This is a genomic window from Massilia sp. (assembly GCF_032106685.1).
In the GTDB taxonomy this organism is placed as follows: domain Bacteria; phylum Pseudomonadota; class Gammaproteobacteria; order Burkholderiales; family Burkholderiaceae_D; genus Telluria.
Genome location: NZ_DAMCPG010000005.1, coordinates 35497 through 54929 on the forward strand (window position 1 = coordinate 35497; position 19433 = coordinate 54929).

General features: G+C 66.1%; 17 protein-coding genes. 9 read left to right on the plus strand and 8 right to left on the minus strand.

What is annotated here, in order from left to right:
• Positions 1 to 11: 11 nt before the first annotated feature.
• Genes RT688_RS04820 through xapA form a run of 4 tightly spaced genes read right to left on the minus strand, consistent with a single transcriptional unit; the run spans position 12 to position 5422 of the window.
• Entirely contained in the window at positions 12 to 2390 is a 2379-nt protein-coding gene (locus RT688_RS04820; RefSeq protein ID WP_409521882.1) for an aldehyde dehydrogenase family protein, read from the minus strand.
• An 18-nt stretch (positions 2391 to 2408) separates the two neighbouring features.
• Positions 2409 to 3365 carry a deoxyribose-phosphate aldolase gene (gene deoC, locus RT688_RS04825; RefSeq protein ID WP_313703713.1) on the minus strand — a complete coding sequence of 319 codons (957 nt, stop codon included), beginning with the start codon at positions 3363 to 3365 and terminating at the stop codon, positions 2409 to 2411.
• On the minus strand, positions 3362 to 4555 hold the full coding sequence (locus tag RT688_RS04830) for a phosphopentomutase (RefSeq protein ID WP_313703714.1): 1194 nt from the start codon (positions 4553 to 4555) through the stop codon (positions 3362 to 3364). Before RT688_RS04830 ends, deoC begins: the two co-directional genes overlap by 4 nt.
• A 21-nt stretch (positions 4556 to 4576) precedes the next feature.
• The gene (gene xapA, locus RT688_RS04835) at positions 4577 to 5422 is read right to left on the minus strand and encodes a xanthosine phosphorylase (protein WP_313703715.1); all 846 of its coding nucleotides are present in this window, start codon (positions 5420 to 5422) and stop codon (positions 4577 to 4579) included.
• A 319-nt stretch (positions 5423 to 5741) separates the two neighbouring features.
• On the opposite strand from xapA, the gene RT688_RS04840 reads away from it, so the two are divergent.
• From RT688_RS04840 to RT688_RS04850, 3 genes are read left to right on the plus strand one after another with little or no spacing between them, the layout of a single operon-like run.
• On the plus strand, positions 5742 to 6842 hold the full coding sequence (locus tag RT688_RS04840) for a carbohydrate kinase (protein ID WP_313703716.1): 1101 nt from the start codon (positions 5742 to 5744) through the stop codon (positions 6840 to 6842).
• A 10-nt stretch (positions 6843 to 6852) separates the two neighbouring features.
• The gene (locus RT688_RS04845; protein ID WP_313703717.1) at positions 6853 to 7767 is read left to right on the plus strand and encodes a pseudouridine-5'-phosphate glycosidase; all 915 of its coding nucleotides are present in this window, start codon (positions 6853 to 6855) and stop codon (positions 7765 to 7767) included.
• A gap of 13 nt (positions 7768 to 7780) precedes the next feature.
• Positions 7781 to 8680, plus strand: coding sequence for a LysR family transcriptional regulator (locus tag RT688_RS04850; RefSeq protein WP_313703718.1), 900 nt, complete (start codon positions 7781 to 7783; stop codon positions 8678 to 8680).
• Positions 8681 to 8777: 97 nt separating this feature from the next.
• On the opposite strand, the gene pcp is transcribed toward RT688_RS04850, so the two are convergent.
• The 4 genes from pcp to RT688_RS04870 form a co-directional block, all read right to left on the minus strand.
• Positions 8778 to 9422: a pyroglutamyl-peptidase I gene (pcp, locus tag RT688_RS04855; RefSeq protein ID WP_313703719.1), complete on the minus strand. Its 645-nt coding sequence runs from the start codon at positions 9420 to 9422 to the stop codon at positions 8778 to 8780.
• 2 nt (positions 9423 to 9424) lie between these two features.
• The gene (locus tag RT688_RS04860; protein WP_313703720.1) at positions 9425 to 10381 is read right to left on the minus strand and encodes a DUF979 domain-containing protein; all 957 of its coding nucleotides are present in this window, start codon (positions 10379 to 10381) and stop codon (positions 9425 to 9427) included.
• Positions 10378 to 11070, minus strand: coding sequence for a DUF969 domain-containing protein (locus tag RT688_RS04865; RefSeq protein WP_313703721.1), 693 nt, complete (start codon positions 11068 to 11070; stop codon positions 10378 to 10380). Before RT688_RS04865 ends, RT688_RS04860 begins: the two co-directional genes overlap by 4 nt.
• Before the next feature lie 110 nt (positions 11071 to 11180).
• Positions 11181 to 11483 carry a YciI-like protein gene (locus tag RT688_RS04870; RefSeq protein ID WP_313703722.1) on the minus strand — a complete coding sequence of 101 codons (303 nt, stop codon included), beginning with the start codon at positions 11481 to 11483 and terminating at the stop codon, positions 11181 to 11183.
• A 168-nt stretch (positions 11484 to 11651) separates the two neighbouring features.
• Between RT688_RS04870 and RT688_RS04875 the strand changes: the two genes are divergently transcribed.
• From RT688_RS04875 to RT688_RS04900, 6 genes are all read left to right on the plus strand, one after another.
• On the plus strand, positions 11652 to 12839 hold the full coding sequence (locus tag RT688_RS04875; protein WP_313703723.1) for an SMP-30/gluconolactonase/LRE family protein: 1188 nt from the start codon (positions 11652 to 11654) through the stop codon (positions 12837 to 12839).
• A 251-nt stretch (positions 12840 to 13090) separates the two neighbouring features.
• Positions 13091 to 14329 carry a hypothetical protein gene (locus RT688_RS04880; protein ID WP_313703724.1) on the plus strand — a complete coding sequence of 413 codons (1239 nt, stop codon included), beginning with the start codon at positions 13091 to 13093 and terminating at the stop codon, positions 14327 to 14329.
• Between the two features lie 106 nt (positions 14330 to 14435).
• Complete coding sequence (locus tag RT688_RS04885; RefSeq protein ID WP_313703725.1) at positions 14436 to 15305, plus strand: dienelactone hydrolase family protein; 870 nt, start codon at positions 14436 to 14438, stop codon at positions 15303 to 15305.
• 399 nt (positions 15306 to 15704) lie between these two features.
• Positions 15705 to 16700, plus strand: a complete 996-nt coding sequence (locus tag RT688_RS04890; RefSeq protein ID WP_313703726.1) for a BMP family ABC transporter substrate-binding protein — start codon at positions 15705 to 15707, stop codon at positions 16698 to 16700.
• 120 nt (positions 16701 to 16820) lie between these two features.
• Entirely contained in the window at positions 16821 to 18350 is a 1530-nt protein-coding gene (locus RT688_RS04895) for an ABC transporter ATP-binding protein (RefSeq protein ID WP_313703727.1), read from the plus strand.
• On the plus strand, positions 18347 to 19432 hold the full coding sequence (locus RT688_RS04900) for an ABC transporter permease (RefSeq protein WP_313703728.1): 1086 nt from the start codon (positions 18347 to 18349) through the stop codon (positions 19430 to 19432). Before RT688_RS04895 ends, RT688_RS04900 begins: the two co-directional genes overlap by 4 nt.
• Position 19433 lies beyond the last annotated feature (1 nt).

The window sequence follows — 19433 nt, forward strand, 5'->3', positions numbered from 1 at the left end:
TTCATACCATCTCAGACGCCGTACGGAATCCAGACGTTCTTGACCTGGCTCGCGTGCTGCAGCACGGCGCGGCCGCAGGCCTGCCTGGCGTCGAACCAGTCGCGGCCCTTGCCGCCACCGACCCAGGTGCGCTTCAGCGTTTCGGCCGAAAGACGCTCGACCTCGGCGCAGCCTTCCGCCGAGCCGTCGTGGCGCCACACCGCGTCCACGTCGCCGTGGGTCGCCAGGGTGCGCGCCAGCTCGTCGGCGGAACCCGTGACGATGTTCAGCGCGCCGCCCGGCAGATCGGAGGTGTCCAGCACCTGGTACAAATCGGTGGCCGACAGCGGGTAGGCTTCCGACGGCACGGCGACCACGCGGTTGCCCAGCGCCAGCGCAGGCGCGACCAGCGAGATGAAGCCCAGCAGCGGGTTCTCGTTCGGGCAGATCACGCCGATCACGCCGACCGGTTCGTTCAGCGCGACGGTGATGCCGTGCATCGGCGGCTGGTGCGCCAGGCCGTCGTACTTGTCGGCCCAGGCCGCCCAGTAGAACAGGCGCTCGATCGAGGCGGCTACTTCGCGGGCGGCGTCCTTCGCACCGGTCTGCGCGGCGATGCGCTGGGCGAATTCGTCGGCGCGGATCGCCAGGTTCTCGGCGATGTAGTACAGCACCTGGGCGCGGTTGTGCGCCGTGGCCTTGGTCCAGCCGGCCGCCTTGTGCGCCGCTTCCACGGCGTTGCGGATGTCCTTGCGGCTGCCTTCGCCCACGTCGGCCAGGAAGGCGCCGTTTGCGCCGACGATGGCGCGGCTGTAGGCGCCGTCCGGGCGGGCCTGCTTGCCGCCGATGTAGAGCTTGGCGGTGCGGTCGACGGCGAACGGGCTGTCACCCTCGGCTGCTTTCACTTTGCCTTTTTCGGCGATGAGCGGCGCCGCCGGGCGTGCGTCTTCCGACAGGTGGGTCAGGTACTCGTACATGCCCTCTTTACCACCTTCGCGGCCGAAGCCCGATTCGCGGTAGCCGCCGAAGCCGCAGGCCGCGTCGAACTGGTTGGCGGTGTTGATCCAGACCACGCCGGCCTTGATCTGCGGCGCCACGTCCAGGGCCAGCGAGATCGATTCCGACCACACGCAGGCGGCCAGGCCGTAGACGGTGTTGTTGGCCAGCTGGACCGCCTCGCCCGGGGTGCGGAAGCTCATCGCGACCAGCACCGGGCCGAAGATCTCGGTCTGGGCGACCGAGGCCGAGGTCGAGGCGCCGGTAATCAGGGTCGGCAGGTACCAGGAGCCGGCTTGCGGTGCTTCGCAGGCCGGCTGCCAGATCTCGCAACCTTCGGCACGGGCCGCTTCCACCAGGCCGTGGATGCGCTGCTGCTGCACCGGATCGACCAGGGCGCCGATGTCGTTCGACTTGTCGAGCGGCGAGCCGACGCGCAGGTTCTGCATGCGCGCCTTGACCTTGGCGATGAAGCGGTCGTACACGGACTCCTGCACCAGCAGGCGCGAGCCCGCGCAGCACACTTGCCCCTGGTTGAACCAGATCGAGTCGACCAGGCCTTCGACGGCGGCGTCGAGATCCGCGTCGTCGAACACGATGAACGGCGACTTGCCGCCCAGTTCCAGCGACAGCTTCTTGCCGCTGCCGGCGGTGGCCTTGCGGATGACGCGGCCGACTTCGGTCGAGCCGGTGAAGGCCAGCTTGTCGATGCCAGGGTGATTGACGATGGCTTCGCCCACGCGGCCGTCGCCGGTGACGATGTTGACCACGCCTGCGGGCACGCCGGCCTGCTGGCAGATTTCAGCAAATAACAGGGCCGTGAGCGAGGTGTACTCGGCCGGCTTGAAGACGACGGTGTTACCGGCGGCCAGGGCCGGGGCGATTTTCCACGCCAGCATCAGGAGCGGGAAGTTCCACGGCACGATCTGGCCGACCACGCCGACGGCGCGGTAGTCGGCGAATTCTTCCGATTGCAGCGCGGCCCAGCCGGCATGGTGATAGAAGTGACGGGCGGCCAGCGGCAAATCGGCATCGCGGGTTTCGCGGATGGTCTTGCCGTTGTCCAGGGTCTCCAGCACCGCGAACAGGCGGGCGTGCTTTTGCAGCAGGCGCGCCAGCGCGTACATGACCTTGGCGCGGCCATGGCCGCCCATGGCGACCCAGCCCGGCTGGGCGCGGCGTGCGGCCGCGACTGCGCGCTCGACGTCTTCGTTCGACGCCTGCGTGATTTGCGCCAGTTCCGCGCCGTCGGCCGGGTTGTTCGAGGCGAAGGTATCAACAGCCTCGGTCCAGGCGTTGTCGATGAAGAGGCCGAAACGGCGTCCATGCCCGTCCAGCCACGCGTGCGCTTCTTTGGTGGTCTCTAGAGCCGGGCCGTAATCCATAGTTTGCAGAATCTCTTTAATTGTTGGCATGACGAATCCGTTCGGTATTTAAGGTTGCGCGTGGCGGTGGGCTGCCGAGTAGGCGCCGGTGACGTAGTGCTCGAGCTGGCGCTCGATGTCGGTCAGCAGGCTCGACGCGCCAATGCGGAACAGGTGCGGCTGCAGCCACTCGTTGCCCAGCTCTTCCTTCATCACGGTCAGGTATTGCAGGGCCGACTTGGCGGTGGAGACGCCGCCGGCCGGCTTGTAGCCGACCATGAAGCCGGTCTGCTCGTAGTATTCGCGGATCGCGCGCACCATCACCAGCGACACCGGGATGGTCGCGTTCACGCCCTCCTTGCCGGTCGAGGTCTTGATGAAGTCGGCGCCGGCCATCATGCAGACCCACGAGGCTTTCGCCACGTTGTCCAGGGTGACCAGGTCGCCGGTGGCGAGGATCGCCTTCACGTGGGCGTCGCCGCAGGCCTGGCGGTAGGCCAGCATCTCGTCGTACAGGGCTTGCCAGTTACCCGTCAGGACGTGCTGGCGGGTGATGACGATGTCGATCTCGGTGGCGCCGGCGGCGACCGACAGTTCGATCTCGCGCAGCTTGGTTTCCATGCTCGACAGGCCGGCCGGGAAGGCGGTCGACACGGCGGCGATCGGCAGGCGGCCCTGGATGATCTTCGCGGCCGGCTGGATCATTTCGTGGTACACGCAGACCGCGCCGGTCTGTAGCGTTTCCAGGCCCAGGGCCTGCATCAGGTCGGCGCGCAGCGGGCGCATCGCCTTGCGGCACAGGCGCTCGACGCGGCCCGGGGTGTCGTCGCCGGACAGCGTGGTCAGGTCCATGCACTCGATGGCGCGGACCAGCCAGGCAGCCTGGTATTCCTTCTTCACCGTGCGGCGGTTCGCCAGGCTGGCGGCGCGGCGATCGGCCGCGTTGCGGTTCACTTTCAGGCTGTTGACCCAGCCGAGGTCCAGCCCGACGGCGGTGTTACGTTTGAAGTCCAGGTTCTGGGTCATAGCAGTGCGGTTCCGTTCGAGAGGGGTTTGACGCCGAGGTGTTTCGCCAGGGTGGCGCCGATGTCGGAGAAGGTCGATGCCGTCGGCAATTCCTGCGCCGTCACGTTCGGGCCAAAGAAGATCATCGGGATGTGTTCGCGGGTGTGGTCCGAGCCCGGCGCGGTCGGGTCGCAGCCGTGGTCGGCGGTGATCACGGCCAGGTCGCCGTCCTTCAGTTTCGCCATGAACTCGGGCAGGCGCGCGTCCAGCTCGTGCAGCGCGTTCGAGTAGCCGGCGACGTCGCGGCGGTGGCCGAAGTGCATGTCGAAGTCGACGAAGTTGACAAAAGTGAGCGACTTTTCCGGTGCGTCGTCGGCCACTTCGAGCAGGCGGTCGAACAGGGCCATGTTGTCCGGGCCCTTGATCAGGCGGGTCACGCCCTGGCCGGCGAAGATGTCGCTGATTTTACCCAGGGCGATGACGTCGCCGCCCGCGTCCTTGACGTGGTCGAGCAGCGTCGGCGCGATGGGCGGCACGGCGTAGTCGTGGCGGTTCGCGGTGCGCTTGTAGTCGCCGTTCGAACCCGTGAACGGACGCGCGATCACGCGGCCGATGTTGTAGGGCTTGACCAGCTCGTAGGCCGCTTCGCAGACCTCATACAGGCGCTCCAGGCCGAAGTGCTCTTCGTGCGCCGCGATCTGCAGCACCGAGTCGGCCGAGGTGTAGAGGATCGGCTTGCCGCTGGCGACGTGCTCGTCGCCCAGCTCGTTGATGATGGTGGTGCCGGACGCGTGGCAGTTGCCGAGCCAGCCTGGCACGCCGGTCAGCGCTTGCAGTTTATCCGTGAGTTCTTGCGGGAAGGACGGCACGGTCTTCGGGAAGTAGCCCCAGTCGAACAGCACCGGCACGCCGGCGATTTCCCAGTGGCCGCTCTGCGTGTCCTTGCCGGTCGACTGCTCGCGCGCGGCGCCCCAGGCGCCGGTGAAACCGTCGCGCTGGGCGAAGCCGGCGGCCCATTCGCCGCTGGCCTTGTGCGCAGCGGCGGCCAGGCCCAGGCGCTCGAGGTTCGGCAGCGCCATCGGCTTGCCTTCTTTCGCGGCCCAGGCGGCGATGTGGCCGAAGGTGTTGGCGCCGGTGTCGCCGTATTTGTCGGCGTCGGGCAGCGCGCCCAGGCCGAAGGAGTCAAGCAGGAGGATGAATGCGCGTGACATAGGATCGCTCGTGTTCGTGAATTAGTTGGCGGCCGAACGCGGCACCGAGGCCAGGCGCTCGACGAAGGAGTGGATCAGGGCCACCAGGTCCTTGGCGGCGACGGCCGCGTACTTCAGGGTCTGTTCGTGCGACAGCGGGAACGGGGTCAGGCCTTCGGCCAGGTTGGTGATGGCGGAGACGCCGACCACCTTCAGGCCGCAGTGGCGGGCCGAGATCACTTCCGGCACCACCGACATGCCGACCACGTCGGCGCCCAGGGTCTTGAAGGCGCGGATTTCGGCGGCGGTCTCGAAGTTCGGGCCCGGCGCTGCAAGGTAAACGCCCTCGGCCAGGGTGATGCCCTTGGCGCTTGCCACTTCCTTGACCAGGTTGCGCAGGTCGGCGTCGTAGGCGTTGGCCATGCTGAAGAAGCGCGGACCGAAGCGGTCGTCGTTCGGACCGGCCATCGGGCTGCCCGGCAGCAGGTTGATGTGGTCGGTCAGGACCACGACGCTGCCGGCGTCGACTTCCGGACGCAGGGAACCGGCGGCGTTCGTCACCAGCAGCATCTCGCAGCCGAGCAGCTTGAAGGTGCGCACGGCCGAGGTCATCACCTGCGCGCCATAGCCTTCGTAGAAGTGGCCGCGGCCCTTCATGCACACCACCGGCACGCCGGCCAGGGTGCCCAGCACCAGTTCGCCCGCGTGGCCATGCACGGTGCTGATCGGGAAGCCCGGCAGGTCGGCGTAGCTGATGGACACAGCGTCCGTCATTTGCTCGGCCAGCACGCCGAGGCCGGAGCCGAGGATCATCGCGACGCGCGGTCCGAAGCCCGGCTTGCGGGCGCGGATGACGTCGGCGGCTTCGAATGGGGTATTGCTGGACATGGTATTCCTTCGTATGAAACTGATATCGGGGAGAGGCTGTCGTACGGACCTGGGATGCGGGGAAGCGGCCCGGCGCCGCTGCGGCGAGGGCGCGATCAAGCCAAAATTGTTCTAACTATGCATTATCCCGGATATGTATGGCAAATACCATTTTTCTTCAGCATTTATATGAGCCGAAAATAAATCCCGGCAGGGCTCGCTGATGAGTGTTGGCTTGGAGATACAATTTGATCAACACGACAATATGTGTCGACCACGGCATTGACTAGCATCAAACATTTGTCTAGTATAGTCAAACATTTGTTTATAACTGCCGACCGTGACTGAACTCTCGAAAAAAGAACAGTTGTACGAACTGATCCGCGCCAATCCCTTCATTGCGCAGCAGGATCTCGCCGCCGAACTCGGCCTGTCGCGCTCGGCCGTGGCCGGCTACATCGCCACCCTGGTGCGCGAACGCCGCCTGCTCGGGCGCGCCTACGTGCTGCCGGACAACCGCCCGATCCTGTGCGTGGGCGCGGCCAACCTCGACCGCAAGCTGCGCGCCCAGGGCGCGCTGGCGATGGGCACCTCGAACCCGGCCAGCGGCGCCGAATCCTTCGGCGGCGTGGCCCGCAACATCGCCGAGAACCTGGCGCGCATGGGCGCGGCCGTGTCCCTGGTCACGGCGGTCGGCAGCGATTCGTCCGGGCGCGCCCTGCTCGCCCACGCCGAGAGCCTCGGCATCGACACCCGCGGCTGCCTGCGGCTGGACGACGCCGGCAGCGGCACCTATACCGCCGTGCTCGACGGCGAAGGCCAGATGGTGGTCGCCCTGGCCGACATGGCCCTGTACGACCGCCTTACTCCGGCCTTCCTCGACACCCGCCAGCAGCAACGCGCCGGCGCCTCGCTGATCGTGGCCGACCTGAACCTGCCCCTCGAATCCATCGCCGCCCTGCAGCGCGATGCCGCCCGCGACAGCGTGGCGCTGATCGTGGTGGCGGTGTCGGAACCGAAGATGAACCGCCTGCCGGCATCGCTGGCCGGCATCCGCCTGCTGATCCTGAACGAAGGCGAACTGGCGGCGCGTCTTGGCCGCCCCTTGAACGGCGACGCCGAACTGGCCGCCGCCTGCCGAGAACTGCAAGCGCAAGGCGCCGAGGACGTGGTGGTCACGCTGGGCGCGCGCGGCGTGCTGTTCACCGTGCCGGGCGGCGGCGCCCAACGCCTCGACGCGCCGCCGGCCGAGGTGGTCGACGTCACCGGCGCCGGCGACGCCTTTGCCGCCGCCGTCGTGCTGTCGCTGCACAGCGGCGGCAGCGACCTGGCCCTGGCCTGCCGCCGCGGCCTGCAACTGTCGGCCATGACGATCGCGTGCCGCCAGACCGTCTGCCCGCAACTGGCGCCCGACACCTTCGGCGCCCTGACCCACGTATAAGGTAATACCCATGCAATCCTTCCTGCTGTTCTCCCCCGAAGTCGCCGCCGCGCGCAATGCCGGCCGGCCCATCGTCGCCCTCGAGTCGACCATCATCTCGCACGGCATGCCCTACCCGCAGAACGTGCAGACCGCGCGCGAAGTGGAGCAAATCATCCGCGACGCCGGCGCCGTGCCGGCCACCATCGCCATCATCGACGGCAAGATCTGCGTCGGCCTGAACGACGAGCAGCTGGAACGCCTCGGCACCGCCCAGGACGCGATCAAGGTCAGCCGCCGCGACCTGGCCTACGTGCTGTCGCAGAAGCTGCTGGGCGCGACCACCGTCGCCGCGACCATGATCTGCGCCGAACTGGCCGGCATCGAGGTCTTCGTCACCGGCGGCATCGGCGGCGTGCACCGCGGCGCCGAGACCAGCTTCGACATCTCGGCCGACCTGCAGGAACTGGCCGGCACCAACGTCGCCGTGGTCTGCGCCGGCGTGAAATCCATCCTCGACATCGGCCTGACCCTGGAGTACCTGGAAACCCATGGCGTGCCGGTGGTGAGCGTCGGCCAGCCCGGCTTCCCGGCCTTCTTCACGCGCGAATCCGGCTTCAAGGCCGACTTCCAGCTCGATTCGCCGGAAGAGCAAGCAGCCTTCATCCGCACCAAGTGGCAGCTCGGCCTGGACAGCGGCGTGGTGGTCAGCAATCCGGTTCCGAGCGAATCGGCGATGCCGAAGGAAGAGATCGACCGCATCACCGAACAGGCATTGAAGGAAGCCGCTGCCCAGGGCGTCACGGGCAAGGCGGTCACGCCTTTCCTGCTGGCGCGCATCAAGGAGCTGACCGAAGGGCGCAGCCTGGTCACCAATATCGCGCTGGTCAAGCACAATGCCCTGGTCGGCGCGCGCCTGGCCGTCGCCCTGAACGGCAACGCCTGATCCGGAAGCGGCCATGTCGATCGACCTGAAACAACTGAAGTACTTCCTCGCCGTGGCCGAGGAAAAAAGCTTCAGCCGCGCCGCCGAGCGCCTGCACATCTCGCAGCCGCCGCTGTCCCAGCAGATCATGAAGCTGGAGTCCGAGCTCGGGGTGCGCCTGTTCGCGCGCACCACGCGCAGCTTCGAGCTGACCGTGGCCGGCAAGGCGCTGATGCAGGAAGCGACCGAGCTGCTGGGCCGGATGCGCATGACGATCGACACCATCCGCCAGATCGACCGCGGCGAAGTCGGCCGCCTGCGCGTGGGCATCGTCGGCTCGGCGATGTGGGGCCCGATCCCGAGCCTGCTGGAGCGCTTCCAGACCGAGTTCCCACGCGTGACCTGGACCCTGCACGAGCTGGGGCCGGACCAGCAGCTGGAAGCCCTGCGCTCGAAGCAGATCGACGTCGGCTTCTGGCGCGAGCCGCGCCTGGACGAGGAGGAGCTGAAGCAATCGAACCTGCGCCAGGACCTGTGCTTCCGCGAGAATTTCTGCGTCGCCGTGCACAAGGAGCACCCGCTGGCGCGCCAGGAAGCGATCGAGCTGCTCGACATTGCGAACGAGCCGATGCTGACCCTGCACCTGAACCAGTCGGCCGAACCGCGCTACCTGATCCAGTGCTGCGTGAACGCGGGCTTCCAGCCGGCGATCTTCCAGGAAGCGGCCGAACCCCAGACCCTGCTGGCGATGGTCGGCGCGCGGCTCGGCGTGGCCCTGATGCCGCAGACCACCAGCCGCATCGGCTGGCCGGGCGTGGCCTTCCTGCCGATTCGCACCAACCCGCCCTCGGCCAACCTGTACATCACCACCACCAGCCAGGACGACGCGCCGGTGGTGCGCGCCTTCCTGAACATCCTGAATTCCGACGGATGATCGCAGGGTGGGCGCGGCCGGCGCAGGCACTTGTGCCCACGCGTTCTTTCGTGCGCGCGCCTATCCGAACGCTGCCGTGCTCACGCGCTCCCGGCGCTCAATGTGTCGCCCCGCCGGCCAGGTGCGCGTCGCCCCCGCCCTGCACCGCCACCTCGACCGCCACGCGCAGCCCCTCGATGATCTCCTCGAGCGCCATGGACGGCGCACCGGGAAAGGCCGCGGCCTGCTCCGGCAGGTAGGGCACGTGGATGAAGCCGCCGCGCACGGCCGTGCCGTCGATGCGGTGCATCAGGCCGTAGAACACGTGGTTGCAAACGAACGTGCCGGCGGTCTGCGACACCGAGGCGCGCAGGCCGCGTTCGCGCATCGCGCCGACGATGGCCTTGACCGGCAGGGTCGAAAAATAGGCCGCCGGGCCGCCGGCGACGATGGCCGCGTCGACCGGCTGCTGGCGGTCGTTGTCGACGATGGGGGCGTCGTCGACGTTGATCGCCACCCGCTCGACGGTGAGGTCGGCGCGCCCGCCGGCCTGGCCCACCGCGATCACCACGTCCGGCTTGATCTCGTCGATGGCGCCGGCCAGCACCCGGTTGGCGAAGCCGAACACGCAGGGCAGCTGCAGCACCTCGACCAGGAAGTCGTCGCCGCGCCAGCCCTTGAGAGCGCGCACCGCCTCCCAGGCCGGGTTGATGTGCGCACCGTTGAATGGCTCGAAGCCGGTCAGCAGGACAGTCTTTTTCATCGCTATCGATTCATCAGGAAGTAGAGGAGGACGATGTTCGCCGCCAGCAGCGGCAGCGCGGTCGGAATCTGCGCCTTGATCACCGCGTTCTTGTCGGGCAGCTCGAGCAGGGCCGCCGGCACGATATTAAAGTTCGCAGCCATCGGCGTCATTAATGTGCCGCAATACGCGCTGAACATGCCGATGGCAGCCATGATGGCCGGATCGGCTCCGTAGACCTTCACCAGCACCGGCACGCCGATGCCGCCGGCGATCACTGGGAAGGCCGCGAAGCCGTTGCCCATGATGACGGTGAACAGCGCCATGGCGATGCAGTACAGGGCCACGGCGGCCAGGCGCGAGTCGACGTCGAACCAGCTGGTGGTGACGTGGGCCACCGCCTTGCCGACACCCGCTTCCGCGAACAGCAGGCCCAGCACCGCCAGCATGTGCGGCAGCGTCACGGCCCAGCTCATGGCGTCCACCAGGCGGCGCGCCTCGCGCACGCCCTGCACCGGGCTGGCGCGCGTCAGCCAGCAGGCCGCGCCCACGGCCAGCAGCGCGCCGCAGCCGAGGCTGGCCAGGGTCAGGTGGGCCTGGTCGAACAGCAAATAGTCGCCGATGCGCGCATCCTTCAACAGCGTGGCGCCCAGCACCGTGACGACCGGGATCACCAGCGCCGGCAGGAACAATTTGTTGCCCAGGCGCGCGGCGCTGGCGCGGCGGTCGGCTTCGGGCAGCGTGCCGTGGCGCCCCTGGCGCACCAGGCCGCAGCCGGCCAGCAGCGCCATCGCGAGCATGACCGCGCCGGCCGCGGCGGCGGGAACGGCTTCTCCTGCCAGGTACACGAAGGCGTACAGGCCCCAGAACAGCGCGCTCGTGTAGCGGCGCGGATGATCGCGGTCAAGCAGGGTCAGCAGCGCGACCACGCCCAGCAGCAGGCCGACCAGCACGTACAGGAAGTCGAGCGAGAAGATCACTTGCCCTCCCCTTCGCGCAAGATCGCGGCGTCCAGGCGGCGCAGGTTCCAGCTATGGATGACGAAGGCGCAGACCGCGGTCGGGATGCCCCACAGCGCCATGCGCAGCGGATCGACCTCGATGCCCTCGGCGCGCAGGATGGTCTGCATCAGCACGATGGCGCCGAAGGCCACGAAGATGTCTTCGCCGAAGAACAGGCCGACGTTGTCGGTGGCCGCCGCCATCGCGCGGATGCGGTAGCGCAGCTTGTCGGAGAGCGTGCCGTTGCGCGCTTCGGCCGCGCCCTCGGCCAGGGGAGCGACCAGCGGGCGCACCATCGAGGGCTGGCCGCCCAGGCTGGTGAGGCCGGCGGCGGCCGAGGTCTCGCGCAGGAACAGGTAGACGATCAGGAGGCGCCCGGCGGTGGCCGACCGGATCTTCGCGATGCTGGCCATCGCGTGCTCCCTCAGGCCGAAGCGTTCGAGCAGGCCGACGGCGGCCAAGGGCAGCAGCAGGACCAGCGGCAGGTTGCGCGTCTTGACGAAGGCGGTGCCGAGCGACTCGAGCACCTGCATGAAGGGCATGACGGCGGCCAGGCCGGTGACGCCGCAGGCGGCGACCACGATCAGGACGGGATTGGCGCGCAGCAGGAAGCCGGCGGCGATGACGGCCACGCCCAGCAGCGGCCACAGGTTGACGGCGGTTTGCAATACGGTCTCCGGCTTGGCGCGCCTGGCAACACCTGGACGCGCTTGTTATTTATTAGCCGGAAAGTGTAACCGAAGGCAGATTGCGTCAGTGAAACCGCTGAGCGGGAAAATTACGTCGGCCGCACCGGGCTGGCCGCCAGCTCGCCGACCACGGTATTCCAGCGGCGCACGTGGAAGGCGCGCACCAGGCCGTGGGTGACGTAGGGGTCTCTTGCCGCGAACAGCTGGGGCACCTGCGGGCTGTCGCACTGGAACAGGAGCATCGCGCGGTCGGTGGGTCCGTCGAGGGCGCCGGCCAGCACCATCTCGCCGCGCTCCTGCGCTTCCCAGGCCAGGCGCAGGTGTTCGTTGCGGAACTCGGCGCGGCGTTCGAGGTAATCGGGAGCGAGATCGTAGATGAGCAGGTAATGCACGTGGACTCCTGTGGGGACGACGGGTGAACAGGGATAGTACCCCAGGCGCGCGGCGGATGCGCGCCGTGGCCTGCGCGCGCGTGCCACCGCGCACGCTTGATCGTGCTCATGCCCGCCGTGACCCCAGCAATTAACCTCGATCCGGTCAAGAACGACTCGGGAGTTGCCATGGCCCTTACTTTTCTTTCGCGCCTGCTGTGCCATCCGGCGCTGCGCCTTGGCGCGCTCGTCGTGTCCGCGGTGCTGGCCGGATGCAGCGGCGGGGTCGCCTTCGGCTTCGGCTTCGGCTACGTCGACTACGACGACGACTACCACGACCACCCCGACAAGCCGCATCATCCGGGCAATGGCGCGCCGCCTGCCGACCCCGGCATCTTCCTGATCGCCGGCGGCCTGTGTCCGACCTGCGGCGGCTCGCTCGACGGCGCCGGCTCGGCCGCCCGTTTCGACGCGCCCGAAGGCATCGTGCTCGGGCCCGACGGCAACCTGTACGTGGCGGAGCGGGGCGGCGCCACCATCCGCAAGGTGTCGCAGCAGGGCGTCGCCGTCACCCTGGCCGGCAACGCAGGAACGCCCGGCAGCGCCGACGGCGCCGGGGGCGCCGCCCGCTTTAACGAGCCGACCCGGCTCGAAGTCGACGTCGACAACAACCTGTACGTGACCGACACCGGCAACTCGACGATCCGGGAAGTGAGCGCCAGCGGCGCCGTCACCACCCTCGCCGGCCGCGCCGGCGAATGCGGCAGCGCGGACGGCAACGCCGGCAACGCGCGCTTCTGCAAGCCGCAGGGCATCACGCTCGACCGCGACGGCAACCTCTACGTCGCCGACACCATGAACCACACGATCCGCCGCATCGACCGCGCCAACAACGTCACCACCATCGCCGGCATGGCCGGCGCCTGCGGCAGCGCGGACGGGCGCGGCGCACAGGCGCGCTTCTGCGAGCCGCAGGACATCCGGGTCGACCACGACGGCACCCTGTACGTGGCCGACACCGCCAACTCGACCATCCGCGCCATCTCGCCCGCCGGCGACGTGCGCACCATCGCCGGCGCCGCCGGGCAATGCGGCAGCGCCGACGGCCGCGGAACGAACGCCCGCTTCTGCCGCCAGGCCGCGCTGGCGATCGACGGCGCCGGCACCCTGTTCGTGGCCGATACCGGCAACGGCACCATCCGCCGCGTCGCCAGCTCGGGCGAGGTCCACACCGTCATCGGCGTGGCCGGCACGCAGAACGTCGTGCTCGGCCCCCTGCCGGGCAGCCTGAATATGCCGCGCGGCATCACGGTACTGGCCGCCGGCAGCCTGGCCGCGACCTCGCAGAACATGGTGCTGCGCCTGGTGCCGCGTTGAGCGCCTAACGCTCTTGGTCGCGTGGCGTGCGTGACGCCGGCGGCGCTCAAGCCAGACTGTTCCTCCGTTCCCGACAACCCAGGAGATCCGTCATGCCCAAGTCCACGCTCGCCGACATCCCGGCCGCCGGTCCGGTCATGCGCTAGACGTCAAGCAGTCAGCCCTAATAGTTTCCCAATGGAAATAACCCTATGTAGCATGCGCGGCCTGACGCATCCATGTCGGCTAGTCGTCACTACACAGGATTTTTCATGCCCGCAGTATTCGCCACCTTTCAAAAACGTAAGCCACGTCCTCATTCCGAATCGCCAGCCCCGAAGAACACGGCAATTGCTGCTACACCGGTCACGCTCGGTAAAGGCCTGGTCCGCTACCTTGTCCTTCTGCTCGGCTTGTGGACCTTGTTGAGTTATTTCTTCTACATCGAATACTTCCCGACCTTTGACCTGAATACCGCAACCAGCGTCCTGATTGCGCTTGCCTTCGTGACGGTTCCGTTCACTGCGGGCTTGTCGTTCAGTTTCCTCTCGCCTTATCTGTTTGCGGGCCTGTTCATCAGAACCCGTCCTCGTCACGGCAAGGGGAACCATTTCAAGCGCGAGCTCGGCTCCTGGGTCTTCTTTACCGGATTCAGCTTCTATGCATCGAGCGTGACCGTCGTTTTCTACAGCATCATGGGCTGGCAACATCATTGGTCGCTCCTGGCATACCTCTCCGTGCTGGCCCTGCTGATACTCATCTGCTACAAAGGCCAGCAGTCACGACATCGGAAAGGATATGCCGCTCTTTACGGCTCCGGCAGCGTCAACGGCAAACAGCGCAAGTGGGCGCGTCGCCGCGTTCGCAACCTGTGTTTCAAGCAGGTGGGCGGTGCCGTATTGGTGGGCCTGTTCCACCTTTTCCCGCTGTCGATGGTGTTGCTCTACCTGTCGCGCGCATCCGAACTGACCGAGCATGACTTCTCGGGCCTGCTCAACGCCATGCTGTGGGTCGCGATGTTGACCGCGGTCAGCGCCGCAGTCGTCCTCTACGTGGCATTTGCAAAACGGACCCGCTTCGGATGGATGTGCGTCGTCATGGTATTTCTCGTACTGCCGAATACCTTGGGATTCTTTACGCAGGCAACCGGCCTGATACCGATGAGCATTGCTCACATTGCCAAGATCGGTAATCTGAGAGCGAACAAGATCGTCCTGTCGAAAGAGACCTGCCCGATGATGACCGCTTCGCTCGGCCTGGACTGCCAGCGCCTGACTGCGCCGATCGAAATGTGCAATGTGCACATCATGTCCCGCATCGGCTCGGAAGCTTTCCTGAAATTTCCGGGACCGCTTACTGTCAGCAATGTTCGTCCCGTCAAATCCGTACTCATTCCATCGGGCGCGATTCTTTCGCTCGAATTGAACCTGGATGCGAAGGCATTGCGCATCAAGAACATCGATACGGAATTGGCCAAACTGGCGCCGGATTGCTCCCAGTCCGCACCTTGAGTTTTCTGTTGCGCAGAACATACTGCGTCGCCAACTCAACCATATGCTGCAACGCATTGCGATATGGCGCACAGAAGTTTGCTCACCGCCGAGATAAACTGCCTCCATGAACACTTCCAAAAAAATGGCGGCAGGGATGGCGGGTTTCGCCAGCGTCTTGTGGCTGGGGCTGACCGCCGCGGTGGCAGCGAACCAGCGCCGGCTGGTGTTCAACCCGACCATCATCCCCGAGGTCAACAGCCCACGGAGTAGCGGCCACCGCACCCGCCCGATCGTCCTGCGCGCGAAAGACGGCACCCGCCTGTGCGGCTGGCTGATGACGCCGCGCGTCCCGGGGCCGCGCCCGGCCGTGCTGTACTTCGGCGGCCGCTCCGAAGAAGTGTCCTGGGTGGTGCGCGATGCCGGCAACCTGTTTCCGAACATGACCGTGCTGGCGATGAACTACCGGGGCTACGGCAATTCGCATGGCGACCCGGCCGAAATCCACATGATCGACGACGGCTGCACCCTGTTCGACTGGCTCGCCGCGCTGGGCCAGGTCGACGCACGCCGCATCGCCGTGGTCGGCCGCAGCCTGGGCTCGGGCGTCGCGGTGCAGGTGGCCAAGGAACGCGCCGCGCACTCGGTGGTCCTGATCACGCCCTACGATTCGATCCTGGCGATCGCCAAGCGCAAGTTCCGCGCCATGCCGATCGAGTACATGCTGCGCCACCGCTTCGAGTCGATCAAGCATGCGCCGTCGCTGAAGGTGCCGACCTATGTCCTGCGCGCCGAGAGCGACGACATCGTGCCCCACTCGCACACCGACCAGCTGTGCCAGAAGCTGGCCAACCTGATCGCCGACGACGTCGTGCCGGGTTCCGACCACCTGAACATTCCCTATCTCGAAGCGACCCAGGCGCGCATCGCCGGCTTCCTGACCGAGCGCTTCAGCCAGCCCCTGCCGGCCCCACAGATCCTCGAAACTGTGGCTTGAAGGAAAAAAATGCCGAATGTTGTCGGCATTTATATTTCCCTCGAATAAATTGCCAAGTAAAATCGTATTTGTCATGCATCCATAGGCTGATGCATATTTGACAGGTTGAGCTGCGACGGTCTCCGCTACCCGGCGCCACGCAGCGCTTGGCCGGCCTGTCCCTCCCTGACTGTTGCGATGCTGCGACATCCGCGCGTGCAAAAGACGGTAGGAAAGGCCTCGATACAAATCGTAACCCCATGAAAGGTCGTGGGCTGACACAATCCGCACGGCATTAAAGCGGTGCTAGATGGCCTTTGCCTGACCCAGTGCAATGACGCCAATGCCGAGCCTGTGGGCCGCCCCTCCCAACGCAGCCGTTGCGCCGGGTACAATATCGATATTCCAGGAGCCATTTTCATGAAATTCAAGCAACTCAGCATGACGATTGCAGCACTGTGCATCGTCGGCACGGCAAGCGCAGCCAATCCGAAACTGGGCATCGTCTACGATGCCGGCGGCAAGTTCGACAAGTCGTTCAACCAATCCGCTTTCGAAGGCGCCGAGCGCTTCAAGAAAGAGACGAACATTCCCTACATCGAAGTCCAGGCCAACAGCGATACCCAGGCCGAGCAGGTGATGCGCGGCCTCGCGCGCAAGAAGCTCGACATGATCGCCGCGGTCGGTTTCTCCCAGACCCAGGCCGTGGCCAAGGTCGCCAAGGAATTCCCGAAAGTCAAATTCGTCCTGATCGACTCGATCGCGCCGGGTGCGAACGTCAACTCGATCATGTTCAAGGAACAGGAAGGCTCCTACCTGGTCGGCGTCGCCGCCGCCATGGCCTCGAAGTCGAAGAAGATCGGCTTCGTCGGCGGCATGGACATTCCCCTGATCCGCGCCTTCTCCTGCGGCTACAACCAGGGCGCCAAGGCCCAGTATCCGAAGATCGAGATCATGTCGAACATGGTCGGCACCACCGCCGCGGCCTGGAACGATCCGGCCAAGGGCGGCGAGCTGGCGCGCCAGCAATTCGACCGCGGCGCCGACGTCGTGTTCGCCGTTGCCGGCGGCTCGGGCATGGGCGCACTGCAGATGGCCAAGGAAAAAGGCAAGCTGGCCATCGGCGTCGACTCGAACCAGAACTACCTCCACCCGGGCAACATGCTGACCTCGATGGTCAAGCGCGTCGACGTCGCGATCTACGACGCCTTCATGCAGGTCAAGAACGGCACCTGGAAGGGTGGCGTCACCTACAAGGGCCTGAAGGAAGGCGGCGTCGACTGGGTGCTGGACAAGGACAACCGCAAGGTCGTCACCCCGGAAATCGAAAAGCGCGTCAATGGCGTGAAGGCCGACATCATCAACGGCAAGATCAAGGTCATCGACTACCGCGCCGGCAGCAGCTGCCCGGTCTGATTTTTTTATCTTCTTCAAGAGCGCGCCGCGCCGGATTTCCGGCCCGGCGCGCTTTTAAATGTATTGGTGTGATCGATACATTGCCCTTCTCAAGCATTCACATTTTTACTACTGATCGCTATGCAGCCAGCCGTAGAATTTCGCAACATAAGCAAGGCCTTCGGGCCGGTGCAAGCGAACGCTGACGTCAGCTTCACGATCGCCAAGGGCTCGATCCATGGCGTCATCGGGGAGAACGGCGCCGGCAAATCCACCCTGATGAGCATCCTGTACGGCTACTACCACGCCGACAGCGGCCAGCTCCTGATCGACGGCCAGGAGCGCAACATCCGCACTAGCCAGGAAGCCATCGACCTCGGCATCGGCATGGTCCACCAGCACTTCATGCTGGTCGAGAACATGACCGTGCTCGACAACGTAATGCTGGGTAACGAAGGCGGCTTCAAGCTGAACAAGAACCGCGCCCAGGTCGAAGCGAAGCTGCGCGAAATCTGCGCCACCTACCGTCTCGAGGTCGATCCGCTGGCGACCATCCACGACCTCTCGGTCGGCGCCCAGCAGCGCGTCGAGATCCTGAAACAGATCTACCGCAGCGCCAACATCCTGATCCTGGACGAGCCGACCGCGGTGCTGACCGCCCAGGAAATCGCTTCCCTGTTCGACATCCTGCGTCTGTTCAAGGAACAGGGCAAGACCATCATCCTGATCACCCACAAGCTGCAGGAGATCATGGACATCACCGACCAGGTGACGGTGATGCGCGCCGGCCGCGTGTCGGGCGCCGTGGCCACCCGCGACACCTCGAAGGAGCAGCTGGCCAACATGATGGTCGGCCGTCCGATCGAGGGCAATTTGCCGCGCAAGCCCTTCAATCCGGGCGCGCCGGTGCTGAAGGTATCGAACCTGCAGCTGCAGGACGCCAACAAGGTGCAGCTGCTGGCCGACATCAACCTGAGCGTGCGCGCGGGCGAGATCGTCGCCATCGCCGGCGTGTCGGGCAATGGCCAGAGCGAGCTGATGGAAATCCTGGCCGGCATGCGCCTGCCGACCTCCGGCACGGTCGAACTGGAAGGCAAGGCCCTGCCCTACGGCGGCCGCGGCAACGCCGACGGCCTGCCCGCCACCTTCCGCAAGCTCGGCATCGGCCACGTGCCGGAAGACCGCCTGCGCGACGGCGTGATCAAGGATTTCTCGGTGGTGCAGAACACCGTCTTCGGCTATGAGGATCGGGTCCGGAACCGCTGGGGCCTGTTCGACTTCGACGCCATCACCAAGCGCTGCGCCCACCTGCTGCAGGCCTTCGACGTGCGTCCGAACAATCCGGACCTGCGCATCGGCCTGCTCTCGGGCGGCAACCAGCAAAAGGTCGTGATCGCGCGCGAAGTCTCGGCGGCGCCGAAACTGATGCTGGTCGGCCAGCCGACCCGCGGCGTCGACATCGGCACCATCGAATCGATCCACACCCAGCTGCTGCGCCTGCGCGACGAAGGCGTGGCGATCCTGCTGGTCTCGACCGAACTCGAGGAAGTGCGCGCCCTGGCCGACCGCATCGTGGTGGTCTCGGGCGGACGCATCACGGGCGAACTGAACATTGATGAATTCGATACCACCCGCATCGGCCTGCTGATGGGCGGGATGCACAAATCATGAAAACAACCGAACTTCCACGTTGGGCCACGGGCGTCGTCCTGCCGGTCCTGAACCTGCTGTCGGCCCTGCTGGTCGCGGCGCTGGTGATCCACCTGCTGGGCGAAGACCCGGTCGAATCGATGAAGATCCTGATCGACTCGGCCGTCGTCAACCCGGAAGGCCTGGGCTACACGCTGTTCTACGCCAGCACCTTCATCTTCACCGGCCTGGCCGTGTCGATCGCGATGAAGGCCGGCCTGTTCAACATCGGCGCCGAAGGCCAGATGTACCTCGGCGGCCTGGGCCTGACCCTGGCCGTGCTGTCCTTCGACGCGACCCTCTCGCCCTGGCTCCTGATCCCGCTGGCGATGCTCGGCAGCGCCGTGTTCGGCGCCCTGTGGGCCTTCCTGCCCGGCTACCTGCAGGCCAAGCGCGGCAGCCACGTGGTGGTCACGACCATCATGTTCAACTTCATCGCCGCCAACCTGATGAACTTCCTCATCGTGAAGTACCTGCTTCCCGAGGGCGAACAGAATCCGGCCAGCCGCGTCTTCGCCGACAGCGCCGCGCTGCCGACCCTGAACGCCTGGCTGCCCTTCTTCGGCGACTCGCCGCTGAACATCGGCTTCCCGATCGCCATCGCCGCCCTGGTCATCTACGGCGTCGTGGTCTCGCGCTCGACCTGGGGCTTCCAGCTGCGCGCCACCGGCCTGAACCAGCACGCGGCCCACTACGCCGGCGTGCGCATCAGCCGCATGATCATCTATGCGATGCTGATCTCGGGCGCCCTGGCCGGCCTGGCCTCGGTCAACTCGATCATGGGCTCGACCCACTACCTGAGCCTGAACTTCCCGGCCGGCGCGGGCTTCGTGGGCATCGCGATCGCCCTGATGGGCCGCCAGCACCCGGTCGGCATCTTCCTGTCCTCGGTGCTGTTCGGCGCGCTGATCCAGGGCGGCTTCGACTTGTCGCTGGAAAAACCGAACATCCCGGTCGAGACCTTCATCTTCATCCAGGGCCTGATCATCCTGTTCTGCGGCGCGATGGAAAACCTGTATGGTCCCGCGCTCCTGAAACTGATCAACGCAACACGCAAGGGTTAAT

Coding starts and splice junctions, on each gene's coding strand:
- RT688_RS04820 (WP_409521882.1), bottom strand. CDS start 2,390: ATGCCAACAATTAAAGAGATTCTGCAAACTATGGATTACGGCCCGGCT.
- deoC (WP_313703713.1), bottom strand. CDS start 3,365: ATGACCCAGAACCTGGACTTCAAACGTAACACCGCCGTCGGGCTGGAC.
- RT688_RS04830 (WP_313703714.1), bottom strand. CDS start 4,555: ATGTCACGCGCATTCATCCTCCTGCTTGACTCCTTCGGCCTGGGCGCG.
- xapA (WP_313703715.1), bottom strand. CDS start 5,422: ATGTCCAGCAATACCCCATTCGAAGCCGCCGACGTCATCCGCGCCCGC.
- RT688_RS04845 (WP_313703717.1), top strand. CDS start 6,853: ATGCAATCCTTCCTGCTGTTCTCCCCCGAAGTCGCCGCCGCGCGCAAT.
- RT688_RS04850 (WP_313703718.1), top strand. CDS start 7,781: ATGTCGATCGACCTGAAACAACTGAAGTACTTCCTCGCCGTGGCCGAG.
- pcp (WP_313703719.1), bottom strand. CDS start 9,422: ATGAAAAAGACTGTCCTGCTGACCGGCTTCGAGCCATTCAACGGTGCG.
- RT688_RS04875 (WP_313703723.1), top strand. CDS start 11,652: ATGGCCCTTACTTTTCTTTCGCGCCTGCTGTGCCATCCGGCGCTGCGC.
- RT688_RS04880 (WP_313703724.1), top strand. CDS start 13,091: ATGCCCGCAGTATTCGCCACCTTTCAAAAACGTAAGCCACGTCCTCAT.
- RT688_RS04885 (WP_313703725.1), top strand. CDS start 14,436: ATGAACACTTCCAAAAAAATGGCGGCAGGGATGGCGGGTTTCGCCAGC.
- RT688_RS04890 (WP_313703726.1), top strand. CDS start 15,705: ATGAAATTCAAGCAACTCAGCATGACGATTGCAGCACTGTGCATCGTC.
- RT688_RS04895 (WP_313703727.1), top strand. CDS start 16,821: ATGCAGCCAGCCGTAGAATTTCGCAACATAAGCAAGGCCTTCGGGCCG.
- RT688_RS04900 (WP_313703728.1), top strand. CDS start 18,347: ATGAAAACAACCGAACTTCCACGTTGGGCCACGGGCGTCGTCCTGCCG.